Annotated in this window: 13 protein-coding genes and 2 pseudogenes; 8 read left to right on the top strand and 7 right to left on the bottom strand. The window is 38.0% G+C overall.

The genetic code is table 11. The annotated features are described in order from the left end of the window. From CDG56_RS14085 to CDG56_RS16955, 3 genes are all read left to right on the top strand, one after another. The gene (locus tag CDG56_RS14085) at window positions 1–639 is read left to right on the top strand and encodes a transmembrane anchor protein (RefSeq protein WP_087548237.1); all 639 of its coding nucleotides are present in this window, start codon (window positions 1–3) and stop codon (window positions 637–639) included. An 81-nt stretch (window positions 640–720) separates the two neighbouring features. Continuing rightward, the gene (locus CDG56_RS14080) at window positions 721–2028 is read left to right on the top strand and encodes an MFS transporter (RefSeq protein WP_004804434.1); all 1308 of its coding nucleotides are present in this window, start codon (window positions 721–723) and stop codon (window positions 2026–2028) included. A gap of 89 nt (window positions 2029–2117) precedes the next feature. After that, window positions 2118–2243, top strand: coding sequence for a YHYH domain-containing protein (locus tag CDG56_RS16955; RefSeq protein ID WP_000733641.1), 126 nt, complete (start codon window positions 2118–2120; stop codon window positions 2241–2243). A 50-nt stretch (window positions 2244–2293) separates the two neighbouring features. On the opposite strand, the gene chrA is transcribed toward CDG56_RS16955, so the two are convergent. Beyond that, window positions 2294–3646, bottom strand: coding sequence for a chromate efflux transporter (gene chrA, locus CDG56_RS14075; protein WP_087548236.1), 1353 nt, complete (start codon window positions 3644–3646; stop codon window positions 2294–2296). Between the two features lie 2 nt (window positions 3647–3648). Continuing rightward, window positions 3649–4569, bottom strand: coding sequence for a chromate resistance protein ChrB domain-containing protein (locus CDG56_RS14070; RefSeq protein WP_087548235.1), 921 nt, complete (start codon window positions 4567–4569; stop codon window positions 3649–3651). A 375-nt stretch (window positions 4570–4944) separates the two neighbouring features. Here CDG56_RS14070 and CDG56_RS14065 point away from each other — a divergent pair, with 375 nt between their 5' ends. The 3 genes and pseudogenes from CDG56_RS14065 to CDG56_RS14055 all read left to right on the top strand — a co-directional run bounded on the left by CDG56_RS14065 (window position 4945) and on the right by CDG56_RS14055 (window position 6951). After that, window positions 4945–5949, top strand: a complete 1005-nt coding sequence (locus CDG56_RS14065; RefSeq protein WP_087548234.1) for a Fic family protein — start codon at window positions 4945–4947, stop codon at window positions 5947–5949. Between the two features lie 730 nt (window positions 5950–6679). Next, window positions 6680–6778 (top strand): annotated as a pseudogene (locus CDG56_RS14060) (RNA polymerase subunit sigma); the annotation flags it as partial. Then, window positions 6772–6951: a zf-HC2 domain-containing protein gene (locus tag CDG56_RS14055; protein WP_087548233.1), complete on the top strand. Its 180-nt coding sequence runs from the start codon at window positions 6772–6774 to the stop codon at window positions 6949–6951. The pseudogene CDG56_RS14060 and the gene CDG56_RS14055, both read left to right, overlap by 7 nt. A 114-nt stretch (window positions 6952–7065) precedes the next feature. Here CDG56_RS14055 and CDG56_RS14050 read toward each other — a convergent pair whose 3' ends face one another. From CDG56_RS14050 to CDG56_RS14035, 4 genes are all read right to left on the bottom strand, one after another. Beyond that, window positions 7066–8781, bottom strand: a complete 1716-nt coding sequence (locus CDG56_RS14050; protein ID WP_087548232.1) for a cation:proton antiporter — start codon at window positions 8779–8781, stop codon at window positions 7066–7068. A gap of 223 nt (window positions 8782–9004) precedes the next feature. Next, complete coding sequence (gene rpmG, locus CDG56_RS14045; RefSeq protein ID WP_003654787.1) at window positions 9005–9160, bottom strand: 50S ribosomal protein L33; 156 nt, start codon at window positions 9158–9160, stop codon at window positions 9005–9007. A 12-nt stretch (window positions 9161–9172) separates the two neighbouring features. Beyond that, the gene (gene rpmB / locus CDG56_RS14040) at window positions 9173–9409 is read right to left on the bottom strand and encodes a 50S ribosomal protein L28 (RefSeq protein WP_004649871.1); all 237 of its coding nucleotides are present in this window, start codon (window positions 9407–9409) and stop codon (window positions 9173–9175) included. A gap of 168 nt (window positions 9410–9577) precedes the next feature. Next, window positions 9578–11032, bottom strand: a complete 1455-nt coding sequence (locus CDG56_RS14035) for a coniferyl aldehyde dehydrogenase (RefSeq protein ID WP_087548231.1) — start codon at window positions 11030–11032, stop codon at window positions 9578–9580. Between the two features lie 121 nt (window positions 11033–11153). Between CDG56_RS14035 and CDG56_RS14030 the strand changes: the two genes are divergently transcribed. Then, the gene (locus CDG56_RS14030; RefSeq protein ID WP_005162445.1) at window positions 11154–11855 is read left to right on the top strand and encodes a TetR/AcrR family transcriptional regulator; all 702 of its coding nucleotides are present in this window, start codon (window positions 11154–11156) and stop codon (window positions 11853–11855) included. 83 nt (window positions 11856–11938) lie between these two features. Next, the gene (purU, locus tag CDG56_RS14025; protein ID WP_004680545.1) at window positions 11939–12802 is read left to right on the top strand and encodes a formyltetrahydrofolate deformylase; all 864 of its coding nucleotides are present in this window, start codon (window positions 11939–11941) and stop codon (window positions 12800–12802) included. 116 nt (window positions 12803–12918) lie between these two features. On the opposite strand, the pseudogene CDG56_RS14020 reads toward purU, so the two are convergent. Beyond that, a pseudogene (locus CDG56_RS14020) lies at window positions 12919–13058 on the bottom strand (IS4 family transposase); the annotation flags it as partial.

Below are 13058 nucleotides of genomic sequence, written 5' to 3'. Positions count from 1 at the left end.
ATGTATAACGCTGAAATTCCAAAAGATATCGAATTACCTTCATCAAGAAAGTTAATTAAATCAACAGCGATAGCTGCCGTTAGTGCTGTGGTCGTGTTGGTTACCTGTGTCATGCCTGCGGAGTATGCGATTGATCCGACGGGTATAGGTAAAGTGCTTGGCTTAACGAAAATGGGTGAAATCAAACAATCACTCGCTCAAGAATCAGTGAATGGTCTCAATGCTCAACAGGTAGTGAATAGTGTTGAAGAAATGTCAGTAGAAACTCCGACTCAAATGGCAATTGATACTGTTCAGATGACCATGCCTGCGATTAATAAAGAGAGCATTAGTATTGAGTTAAAACCTGGGCAGGCAACAGAGGTAAAACTAACGATGCCACAAAGTGCAAGTGTCAACTTTGATTGGAAAGCTGTAGGAGGTGGTCTTAACTATGATACTCATGGTGATCCCGTAAATGCCTCTAAAGGGTTCTATCATGGCTATGGAAAAGGCAAGAATGAGACAACTCAACAAGGTGTCTTAAAAGCAGCTTTTGATGGTAAACATGGTTGGTTCTGGCGTAACCGTACAGAAAATCCAGTGACTGTAACTCTACTTGTAGAAGGACAGTTTAGTGAAATGAAGAAAGTCTTTTAAGCTTTAATCAATCTCCTTGGAATAGTCTTCCAAGGAGATTTAATCGTTATAGATGTCAGATTCTAAAAAGGAATCCATAAAATGCTAGAAGTACTAAAAAATACCACATATCGGCATTTGTTCTTGGCCCAAGTGATTGCACTCATTGGAACAGGGTTAATCACGATCGCCCTAGCTTTACAGGCATACGATATTGCCAAGGGAGAAGCTGCTCAAGTTCTTGGTATTGCTTTGGCAATTAAGATGATTGCTTATATCGGTGTAGCACCTATAGCATCAGCATTTGCAGAGCGATTACCAAGAAAACAGGTATTGGTTGGATTGGATATTATCCGAGCATTAACAGCTTTGTGCCTACCATTTGTGACACAAATCTGGCAAATCTATATTCTCATTTTTATTCTGCAATCTGCATCTGCTGCATTTACGCCAACATTTCAGGCAATGATTCCAGATGTTCTGCCTGAAGAAAAAGACTATACCAATGCTTTGTCATTGTCTCGATTAGCCTATGATTTAGAAAACATTATCAGCCCAATGTTGGCAGGCTTTCTACTTACTCTGATGAGTTATCACAATCTGTTCTTAGGAACAGTATTAGGTTTTATCGGTTCTGCTTTGTTTGTGGTAAGTGCAAAATTACCAGTCGCCAAAGTGCCTGAGTTTAGAGGTGTTTATAGCCGTATCAAGCAGGGAGCTAAAATTTATTTTAATACGCCAAGACTTAAGGCGTTGCTTGCTTTAAATCTAGCCATTGCTTCGGCGAGTGCTGTTGTGATTGTAAATACTGTTGTATTGGTTCAATCGACATTTAAACTTACCGAAAACGCAACGACATGGGCATTTGGTCTTTTTGGACTTGGGTCAATGTTATCTGCTTTTGTTTTGCCAAAGCTCTTGGATAAATTTCCTGATCGCTCTGTTATGTTGACGGGAACTACAATTCTTGTCATTGGATTATTCAGTGGTTCTTTGATTGCATCTTATAATGGTTTGTTAGCACTTTGGTTTGTCCTTGGTATTGGATATTCGGTTTCACAAACACCTACAGGTCGCTTGATTCGCAAGTCTGCATCAAGTGAGAATAGAACGTCATTGTTTGCTGCCCAATTTGCTTTCTCTCATGCTTGTTGGTTGATCACTTATCCATTGGTTGGATGGTTAAGCACCAACATCGGAACTTTACAGACTTTTATTCCTATGGCAGTTATTGCCGTTGTTGCTCTCATTCTCGCATTACGCTTATGGACAACTAAAGATGATGGTGTTTTGGTACATAGCCATGATGATTTACCCGCAGACCATGAACATGTGATTCAGCATCAAATCAATGGTGTGCATGTGCATGAATATGTGATTGATGACTACCATCAAAAATGGCCTAAATAATTCTTTTCGACTAATGGCTTAGAAGTACATCGTTTGTTTGTTGTACAATTTCAAACTTGTTTTATCATTCAATAAAAAAGGGAAACAATATGAAAAAACTAATCTTGGTATGTTTAATGGGGCTTGCGGTAACAAATGCTTTTGCTCATTCAGGTGGTACTGATTCTTCAGGCTGCCATACGAATAGCAAGACAGGGGATCGTCACTGCCACTAATGGTATAAAAAAAGGAAGCTAAGCTTCCTTTTTTATTAAAAACTAAAAATTTATGCACCAATATACAAAATCAAGCCACAGAATGCAGAAGCAAAAATGACATACATGACTTTGACTTCAAAATGGAACAAGGCAATAAATGCTGCAATCGCAATAATCATTGCTTCATAATTGAATGGATGATTGAAGCCATTTGGCCATAAAATGTGATAACTGAAGAAAAGTGCAAGATTTAAAATTACACCAACAACAGCAGCCGTGATTGCCGTCAGAGGTGCAGTAAATTTTAATTCATTGTGAGTTGATTCAATCACTGGAGCACCAGCAAGAATAAAAATGAAAGAAAATAGAAAAGTAAACCAAGTCACAATCACAGCACCCAATGCCCCTGCTAAGAACAGATGTTCATTACCCAATAGAGCATGATTAAAGCCACCTAGAAATCCTACAAAGGCAACAACCATGATTAGAGGACCTGGGGTACTTTCTCCAAGGGCTAAACCATCGATCATTTGTGTTGGACTCAACCAACTATAAAAATTAACGGCACCTTGATAAACATAAGGTAATACCGCATAAGCACCACCGAATGTGAGCAGTGCAGCTTTAGTAAAGAACCAAGCCATTTGTGTATAGGCATGATCCCAACCAAGCGTTAGAGCCAAACTGATAATTGGGATAAACCATAGAATTGCACCGATAAATAATATTTTCCCTAAGTGCTTCCAGCTAAATATGGCATGTTCAGGGGTTGGTGTATCATCATCAATTAATGCAGGACCATAATCTTTTTTAGCTTGTTGGTGTGAGCCACCACCTGTAAAAACGCTTGGATATTTTTTACTTGCCAAATATCCAATGATCGCAGCCGTTAGAACGATTAAGGGGAATGGTAGGTTAAAAAAGAATATAGCGATGAATGCAAGTGCAGCGATTGCCCATAAAAACTTATTCTTTAATGATCGGCTACCAATCCGATAGGTCGCATGAAAAACGATCGCAACAACAGCAGGTTTAATTCCATAAAAAAGCCCTGCAATAATAGGAACATCACCAAATTTTACATAAACCCATGACAGACCAATCAGGATAAATAGAGAGGGTAATACAAATAGAATTCCTGCAACTAATCCACCAACGGTTCTATGCATCAACCAGCCGATATAGGTTGCTAATTGTTGTGCTTCAGGCCCAGGCAGTAACATGCAGTAGTTGAGAGCATGTAAAAAACGTTTTTCAGAAATCCAGCGTTTTTGTTCAACGAGTTCTTGGTGCATAACAGCGATTTGCCCCGCTGGTCCACCAAAACTAATAAACCCCAATTTAAGCCAAAACAGAAATGCTTGCCAAAATGAAATAGGCTGTATTTCTTGCTCTGACTTGATAACAAGTTCTTGTTCCATGATTATTCTCTTGAGAGGTTGGCATATAAGCCATCAAAAATATGATTGGATAATTCAAATAGCTGGTCATCATTACTAATTTGACTGCGAATACCTTGGATAACTTTTTCAATACCTAATGCTTCAGGAGGTTCAATCCCCCCGATATCAAGGTAATGGACAATTTCAGCGATTTTCTTTAATGCAGGTGTTTCTAAATTAAAACTATGTAAAAGAACCTCGAAAGTCACCCAATGATTGATGTGGCTGAAAGTTGCACCATCAAAATCGAATCCTAATGCTTCTTGTGGGCAGTCACTCGGTGTTTCTAACCAAATGAATGTTGGTGAAGTATCAATAAATGTCTTGATTAACCACGCAGAAGCTAGACGATCAATCCAAGGTCTTTTGCGAGTTGCCCAAATTCTGTTTTGATAATTCGTTTTATCTAGAGGTTGAATATGGGCTTGTATTGCTTGAGGTTCATTCACTTCACCAAGACGTGCAATTGAAAGTTCTAAAGAGGAAAGCTCATTTAAAACCTGTGCTTGAGTCTCATCAGGGTAATAGTCAATTTCTACGAGTGCATCGATACTTTTTCTCAGTTTACGAACTTGCTTGAGCAACTCTTTCTTTTCATCTTTAGTTTGTCGATCTCTTAACTCAGAGAGTTGTTTATAGATAGTGTCGTATTCTTCTTTGCGACTGAAACAAGGTGCTAATTCAAGGTTTATAGGCTGGTCTGCGTGAAATACATAAGCAGTCCCTTGTTCTGAGATAACATCATTAGCAATAGGATCAAACTTTTCACTATGGGAAATAGGGAGTAAGTAGACCCCATCTCTTAGAATTGCTGCACCACTTGCTTTGAGAGATCGCCAGACTCTCATCCGAGTAGTTGTGTTCTGCGTAGGCAGTGAGGATATGAGCAAGGATATTTTCATGTAATATACTCAACTTATTTGTTTAATATATTACATTTAAAAATTAAAAGGACAAATACAAAGAAGTGATTTCTTATATCAAAAACAATACTAAGATGAAGGTGATAAAGAGAAATATATATCTACACAATTTTTAACGCTTAAAATTTTGATCTAGTTTTAGTGTTGAACGGATAACGGATTATTTGTGGATAACTTGAGACATATCAACAATCAATAAATATACTTGCTAAATTTGTTATAATTGTCCTAATTGAGGATTTCTACTCTATTCTTTACTACCAAATTCTAAGCAGTGTTGAAAGAATTGTTTTTAGCGATAGATATATTTTAGGTTTTTAGACCTGTTAATGCAGGATACGAGTAACAGCTAAAATGAAATACCAACCACCGTATAAGATTAGTTCTAAAATTATTCATTTAATCTCGCAGATTAGTGAAGCTTTAGGACGTTTGACGGTACTTGTACAGATTCAAGATGAACTGAAACTTAGAAAAGCCAATCGAATCAGAACGATTCAAGGTTCACTTGCGATTGAGGGAAATACCCTCAGTGAAGAACAGATCACAGCAATTTTAAATGGTAAACCTGTTATTGCCCCACCTAAAGAAATTCAAGAAGTACGTAACGCCATTAAAGCCTATGAACAGTTTCAGCAATGGCAGCCAGCTCGTGAGCAAGATTTATTAAAGGCTCACCAAGTTTTAATGGCTGGATTGATTGATGAGGTTGGACAGTACCGTCAAGGTGGTGTTGGCGTGATGTCTGGTGATCAAGTTGTCCATTTGGCTCCGCCAGCAAGCCAAGTTGTACGCTTAATGAATGATTTATTGCAATGGTTAGAACAAAGTGATGAACATCCGCTAATAACCAGTTCCGTATTTCATTATGAATTTGAATTTATCCATCCCTTTGCTGATGGTAATGGTCGGATGGGACGACTTTGGCAAACTTTAATCCTCACCAAGTGGAATCCAATTTTTGCCAATATTCCCGTTGAAAGTCTGATTTATCAAAATCAAAAAGCTTATTACGATGCTTTACAGGCAAGTACAGATCAGACTGATTCTGCACCCTTTATAGAATTTATTTTACAGATGATTTTTGATGCCATTCAGAGTTCATCAACCACCGATCAAGTCACCGTACATGATACCGATCAAGCTACCGTACAAGATGGCGATCATGTTCAACGTCTTGTTTCTGTCATGGGGCAAAAAGAGTATAGTTTGATAGAACTGATGACCTTACTGGGTTTGTCTCATCGTCCGACATTTCAGCAGAATTATCTTAATCCAGCGATAGAAGTAGGGTTGATTGAACGCACTATTCCAGACAAACCAAAAAGTCCGAAGCAAAGATATAGATTGAGTTTATAAAACTAGGTGGCTCAATAGGTACCCCAATAAGTGGCTCAATACCAAATGAGCTACCAAATTGAGTAAAAAATAATCAAGTAAAATAAGAATAATAGGTACTTGAAATTGGACAAAATATGGACGTTATTTGCGTCTATTTTACGCCTAAAAAATTAAATTTTTTCGATAAGTTGTTGATTTAAATTATAAAGAAAATTTCACTTGTCCAATCCATCATGGGTGCAACACTGATTCGTGGTGTCTGAGTTTTTTCAATATTCATAAAAAATCATGCCTTTATTCAGTGTTAAACAACCTAATAAAATGATTGAGCGGATTGGAAAATAGACTATTTATGACAAATAGTGGGAAATAAACTTAAAGTAAGAATTCATCACTGATGTATGTCCAAACATTTTCGGCAAAGCGCAACCGATTGATCTGATCGAACAGACGCTATGACTAAATATTTGGATACATTGAGCGTGAGCATCAAACAACGAAACTCTTCTAGCTTGATTAAGAGATTTCCAATTGCGCGCAATACTACCACAAATATTTAATCTATACATTTCGGACGGTATTGATGCTGCACACTCGTTGGGGTTTTCTTTAAATGCTATTTAGCATCGTTCAGGTGTTAACTCATTGGAATGACTTTAATTCTGTTCATTGTGTCTACAGTGGGCGTATTCTCTATTTTCATCTATTTAATAAGAGTTAATTGGGTTTAAGTTCGTGTTTTGAGATTACTGTCTCAAATTTTAATGTCTTGGTGTATAGAAGCCGAACTAGATTACGTGAATGTCTAGAAAATAAATGGTTACTTAAGGGGGATTGCGCATGCTAACTTGCCGACAAGCAACACAATTAATTTCCGAGAAACAGGATAGACCACTTCAGTTTATAGAGCAGAGCAATCTAAAATTACATTTATTTGCTTGTCGTTCTTGTCGCCGTTATGGCAAACAAATCAAAACACTTCGTCAGCTTTCAAAAGCATTGAGCAAATACGAGGGTTAAATGTTATTAAGTATTTGGATTTTAGCTTTAAATCATAAGACTGAAATTTAAAAGATAAAAAATACCAACTATCTGAATAATTGGTATTAGATGCTTTAATTTGAAAATAGATTGTTAATGTAACGTACTTTGATGAGCAAGCTCAATTTGGTTCAGGATATGATGGCTCATATTCTTCGCCATTTCTTCTTTCGCATAGAAAACTTCACCAATATTTTCATCGCGAATAACAGTAGCCTCTTCCTTGCTTTCAGCACAGATCAAGACCTGAATCTCAGGATTCAATTGCTTTGCAATATCGACAATACGATGAATGTCTAAAATATCCATAGGGGAAATAACCAATAAGCGAGCATGCTGAATATGGGCTTGTATGAGTACATAAGGTTCAGTCGCTTCACCGCTTACGGCAGCCATTCCTTGGGCACGCAGTTTTTCAACAATCTCACGATTTTCCTCAGCAATCACGACCTTGATATTCTGTTGCATCAGGTTTTCACTAATGCGGCGTCCTACGCCACCATAGCCAATGATCACCACCTGATCGCGTAAATAAGCTTGATCAACTTCATCTGGAAGCATGGCAAGCGGGTCGCCACTGCGTTCTAATAAGCGAGCTAAATGTGAGCGTTCTCGTATCCAGCGTTGAGCGGGTTCAATCGCTGAAAATACAAATGAATTTAAAGTTATTGAAAATAACGCACCAGCAAGAATCAAGTTTTGTGCATCTGGGGTGAGTAGACCAAGTGACAAGCCCAATGTTGCTAAAATGAATGAAAACTCCCCAATTTGTGCCAAACTAGCGCCTACAGTGAGAGCTGTATTAATTGGGTAGCGGAAGAATAAAACTAAAGCCATTGCTGCTAAAGTCTTACCAATCATGATAATGGCAACGACAACTAAAATATGTAAAGGTTGTTCAATTAAAATTTTTGGGTCGAATAACATTCCCACTGAAACAAAAAATAAGATCGCAAAGATTTCACGCAATGAAAGTGTCTCTTCTTCTGCTCTATGGCTGAAATCGGATTCTTTTACGACCATGCCAGCAAAGAAAGCACCTAATGCCATTGAGACACCAAAGATCGCATAAGAACCATAAGCAATCGAAACGGCAGCAGCAACGACGGTAAGTGTAAATAATTCACGAGAACCTAAACGAGCAACCAATTGCATAATTTTAGGGATTAAGCGCTTCCCAATAATCAGCATGAAGGCGATAAAACCTGTTACTTTGAGTAATGTTAGACCGATGGTGATCCAAATATTTTGAGATGTATCCGTTCCAGCTAATGGGTGTCCACCAAGTAGAACAGCTGTTGCAGGTAATAAAACTAAGACCAAGACCATAACAAGATCTTCAACCAAAAGCCAACCCACTGCAATTTTGCCATTGACAGAATCGAGTAAACCACGATCACTCAGTGCTTTGAGTAATACTACGGTACTTGCACACGATAAACTTAAACCAAAAATCAGTGCAGAACCAAAACTCCAGCCCCAAAACATAGATACAGCGGCACCTAAGAGTGTTGCTACAGCGATTTGTAAAATCGCACCGGGCAGGGCGATACGACGAACAAGTAATAAATCATTGAGGGAAAAATGCATCCCTACGCCAAACATTAAGAACATTACCCCGATTTCGGCAAGTTGATTGGCGAGATGTATATCTGCCACGATACCTGGGGTGTTAGGGCTTATAATAATACCTGCTACCAAATAACCAATTAATGGTGGTAGACCTAAACGTGCGGCAATATAGCCAAAAATAAGTGCTATACCGAAACCGACGGCAAGTAATATAATTAAATCAACATCATGAGGCATTGAAACTCCTTAATCATTGCGGTTAAGGTACAAATAATTCAGCATAAAACATGCCAAGAAAACAGCGAATAAATTGTAACAAGTAAAATCGGATTTGTTGATGAAAATTTTTTTATTTATCAAAAAAAATTATGAAATAGTGATTCATTTTATTTTAGCCAAAACATTTTTTTTAGCAAAAAAAACGACTTCAATTGAAGTCGTTTTTTTAAGAAAACTAAAATTATTTAATTTTAGCTTCTTTGAAGATTACGTGTTGACGGATTTTTGGATCAAATTTTTTGATTTCCATTTTTTCCGGCATAGTACGTTTGTTCTTAGTAGTGGTATAGAAATAACCTGTACCAGCTGTAGAAACGAGGCGGATTTTATCACGCATTGTTCAGACTCCTTAGATCTTTTGACCTTGAGCACGGAGATCAGCAACAACTTTCTCAATACCCAATTTATCAATAATACGCATACCTTTAGTGGTTAAACGAAGACGTACAAAACGCTTTTCGCTTTCTAACCAAAAACGGTGGTGGTGCAGGTTCGGCTCGAACCGGCGTTTGGTTTTGTTGTTTGCGTGCGATACGTTGTTACCAACGATAGGACGCTTGCCGGTAACTTGGCAAACCTTAGACATGGTGAACTCCATTGCTAGTTTATATAGCACCGTTTCGTGCAACTAGCCATTCAAGTAAACGGATGAAATCATTCAAGGGGCGTTTTATACCAAAAATACGATTAAAAGACAAGCGAATTTGGTAAAAACAGGACATGATCTAGTGTGATAGATCATGCCTTGATCAGCTTAACGGAATAGTGTTTTCAAAAGCAGTTTATGCGTTGGTTTGTTGTACGGCGGCAGAATGAATTTTAAACTATAAAGTTTAGGGTTAACAGGGTTAGACATCACTGAACGTTCGTTAGAGAAGCTGAAGAAGCCTTCTTTACCATGATATTTGCCCATACCCGATGCACCTATACCACCAAATGGTAGATCATCTTGCGCTACATGAGTGAGGGTTTGGTTAATACCAAAATGTCCAGAATGGGTACGTTCTGCAACATAATCAGCACGAGCCATATCAATATCAAAATAGTAGAATGCGAGTGGACGTGGTCGACTATTGATAAATTGAAGTGCATCTTCAATATGTTCATATTCTAGAATAGGAAGAATTGGACCAAAGATCTCATTCTTCATAATTTCCATTTCTGTGGTTACACCTGTGAGTAACGTTGGTGCAATTTTACGAACTTCAGTTAAAGATTCTTTCTTGTTGTTTAACTCGACGATCGTCGCACCTTGATCACGTGCATCTTCTAAATAGCCTTGAAGACGATTGTATTGTTTGTCATTTACAATTGACGTGTAATCTTTATTGTCTCGTAGCGTTGGGTACATCGTATTCACAAAGTCGTTATAGTGCTTGGTGAATTCTGCCGTTTTGCCTTTAGGTAGGAACATGTAATCAGGTGCAACGCAAGTTTGACCTGCATTCCAAAGTTTACCTACCGCAATACGTTGTGCCACATCACGAATATTCATTGCCGAATGTACAAGAGCAGGCGATTTTCCACCTAGCTCTAAAATCACAGGGACTAAGTTCTGTGATGCTGCTGCCATCACGGTTTTACCGACAGACGTTGAACCTGTGAAAATTAATTTATCAAATGCTAAATGACTAAAGGCATCTGAAATCGCGCCACCACCATTGATAACACTCACAAGTTCCTGAGGAAATACTTCTGCAAGTGCATTTTCCAATACAGCACCAAACTGAGAAGATGCACTCGAAATCTTGATCATTGCATGATTGCCTGCAGCGATTGCGCAGATCAATGGGCCAACTGAAAGTAATAATGGATAGTTCCATGGTGCAATAATACCAATCACACCTAATGGTTGATATTGTACCCAGCCTTTTGCAGGTTGGTGTAACATACTGATATGGCGCTTAGAGGGTTTCATCCACTCAGTTAAGTTCTTGCTATAGTATTTGATATGTTCTAAACATGTTAGAACTTCGCCAATTTTGGTTTCCATAATGGCACGATTGCCATAATCTTGACTAATTGCGTTAGCAAATTGATCTTGATATTTTACCAAGATATTTTTAAGTCTAGCTAAGCGTTCAATACGTTCTTTGGCGCTTGGCACAGGATGGCGTTGGTAAGCTGCTTTTTGCTGTTCAAGCAAATCATGTAGCCGTTTCACATCAACATGAGGTGTCATAGCGGTTGTTTTTGTTTGACTGTTCATAGGAGTGGACCAAAAGAAAGCTTATTATTTTTTAATTTTTAGAGTAAATACTCTAAATTGTCAAGTCGCTTTATAGGTTTGTTTTATAACCTATTGATAATGTTATAGATGGTTAAACTCAATGTCGCACGCTAAACCGAATAAAACAAAAGATAGAATTCTGCATATCAGTTTACAGTTGTTTAATGAGCGTGGAGAGCGTTCGGTCACAACCAATCATATTGCTGCTGAACTCGGAATTAGCCCAGGCAATCTGTACTATCACTTCCGTAATAAACAGGAAATTATTAAAGAATTGGCGCAGCAATATCAGGCTGAAACTTTGGAAATGCTGGCATTACCAACAGATCGACCTTTAAATGCCAATGATAAAATCAGTTATTTCCAAGTTTTGAGTAATCAGTTGTGGGCTTATCGCTTTATTCACCGTGATGTCTATCATCTTGTTGAAAATAATGAAGACTTCAGAAAAATCTATCCTCGTTTTGCAGGGCAGGTGATGCAGCAAGGGCAAAAAATTTATCGTGCCTTTGTGGATGCCGGTTTGATGAAGATGACTGATTCAGAAATTGAAGCTTTGATTATCAACTTGTGGATTGTACTGACCAACTGGACTAACTTTTTGTATATGTCTGGTCATATCAGTGACAATAACCATTTGGAAGAAAAATGGGTATGGCAAGCTTTACGACAAATGGTATTTTTGGAAGGCCCTTATTTAATGGGCGAAAGTCGTCAAACGTATGAACAATTATTGAAATCTTTGGGGCCGTCAGACTTATTTGCTAGTTTATCTAATCTTAAAAATGATGATGATGAATAAGTAGGTATTTAGTCATAAGCAAAAAAGAGCTAGAATGCTCGGCTTGATTTTTAATTTTGATTCCAATAAGTGATATTAACCACATGAACACGACGACCGCCCACACTGCACGATTATTGATTACTTGCGAAGACAAGCCGGGAATCGTGCAAGCCGTATCGAGCTTTTTGTATCATCAGGGAGCAAATATTACCGCACTTGATCAGTATGCTACAGAAGCTCAAGGCGGACGTTATTTCATGCGTGTTGAGTTTGAACTTGATCATTTGCAATCTCGTAAAGAAGCATTAATGCAAACCTTTGCTGCCAACGTTGCTGAACGTTATGAAATGCAGTGGAAACTCACTTTTGTAGGTGAACTAAAGAAAGTGGGTATTCTGGTTTCTAAAGTCGACCATGCTTTATTGGAATTGTTATGGCGCCATGCACGTGGCTCATTGCCATGTGAAATTACCCAAGTCATCTCAAACCATCCAGATTTGCGTGAATCGGTTGAAAACTTTGGTATCCCATTCCATGTAATACCAGTCAATAAAGACAATAAAGTCGAAGCTTATGCGCAAATTGATGAAATGATGCAGGGCAATGATCTATTGATCTTGGCGCGTTATATGCAGATTTTGAGTGAAGACTTTGTTGCCAAGTGGGAAATGAAGATTATCAATATTCACCATTCATTCTTACCTGCTTTCGTAGGTGCAAATCCTTATAAGCAAGCGTATGAGAAAGGGGTGAAGTTGATTGGTGCAACAGCACATTACGTGACCGCTGATCTCGATCAAGGTCCAATTATTGAACAAGATGTTGAACGTGTTAGCCACGATTACAATGTAGAACAGTTACGTGAGTTAGGCGAAGACGTTGAGCGTAATGTATTGGCTCGCGCTGTAAAATGGCATTTGGAAGATCGTATTATTGTAGATGGTAATAAAACGGTTGTTTTCTAAACCAAATAGATTTTTAAAAAAGCATGCATTAAAGCATGCTTTTTTTATATCAATAATACTATGTTATAACATTTTATTTTAATAAGTGTAAATTGATCCTTTGTACACGACAAATTTCATAGGGCCCTTGTCCTATCAGGCTTTTTCTTCCTTAAAATTGCGAGCACTTTCTTAAATTCTTCTTTTTTTCCAAAACCAATCAAACGTAGAATAGCCATTTGAACATAGTCCAAACCGTAGCGAAATAAACTTACTG

The organism is Acinetobacter sp. WCHA39, assembly GCF_002165385.1.
In the GTDB taxonomy this organism is placed as follows: Bacteria; Pseudomonadota; Gammaproteobacteria; order Pseudomonadales; family Moraxellaceae; genus Acinetobacter.
The sequence above is the reverse complement of the archived record's forward strand: the minus strand, read 5'-3'. Positions and strand labels throughout refer to the sequence as shown.

What these genes read in the sequence shown, in the direction of transcription:
- CDG56_RS14065 (WP_087548234.1), top strand. Translation starts at nt 4,945, where the DNA reads ATGAAATACCAACCACCGTATAAGATTAGTTCTAAAATTATTCATTTA.
- CDG56_RS14055 (WP_087548233.1), top strand. Translation starts at nt 6,772, where the DNA reads ATGCTAACTTGCCGACAAGCAACACAATTAATTTCCGAGAAACAGGAT.
- CDG56_RS14080 (WP_004804434.1), top strand. Translation starts at nt 721, where the DNA reads ATGCTAGAAGTACTAAAAAATACCACATATCGGCATTTGTTCTTGGCC.
- rpmB (WP_004649871.1), bottom strand. Translation starts at nt 9,409, where the DNA reads ATGTCTAAGGTTTGCCAAGTTACCGGCAAGCGTCCTATCGTTGGTAAC.
- CDG56_RS14035 (WP_087548231.1), bottom strand. Translation starts at nt 11,032, where the DNA reads ATGAACAGTCAAACAAAAACAACCGCTATGACACCTCATGTTGATGTG.
- purU (WP_004680545.1), top strand. Translation starts at nt 11,939, where the DNA reads ATGAACACGACGACCGCCCACACTGCACGATTATTGATTACTTGCGAA.
- CDG56_RS14030 (WP_005162445.1), top strand. Translation starts at nt 11,154, where the DNA reads ATGTCGCACGCTAAACCGAATAAAACAAAAGATAGAATTCTGCATATC.
- CDG56_RS16955 (WP_000733641.1), top strand. Translation starts at nt 2,118, where the DNA reads ATGAAAAAACTAATCTTGGTATGTTTAATGGGGCTTGCGGTAACAAAT.
- CDG56_RS14070 (WP_087548235.1), bottom strand. Translation starts at nt 4,569, where the DNA reads ATGAAAATATCCTTGCTCATATCCTCACTGCCTACGCAGAACACAACT.
- rpmG (WP_003654787.1), bottom strand. Translation starts at nt 9,160, where the DNA reads ATGCGTGATAAAATCCGCCTCGTTTCTACAGCTGGTACAGGTTATTTC.
- chrA (WP_087548236.1), bottom strand. Translation starts at nt 3,646, where the DNA reads ATGGAACAAGAACTTGTTATCAAGTCAGAGCAAGAAATACAGCCTATT.
- CDG56_RS14085 (WP_087548237.1), top strand. Translation starts at nt 1, where the DNA reads ATGTATAACGCTGAAATTCCAAAAGATATCGAATTACCTTCATCAAGA.
- CDG56_RS14050 (WP_087548232.1), bottom strand. Translation starts at nt 8,781, where the DNA reads ATGCCTCATGATGTTGATTTAATTATATTACTTGCCGTCGGTTTCGGT.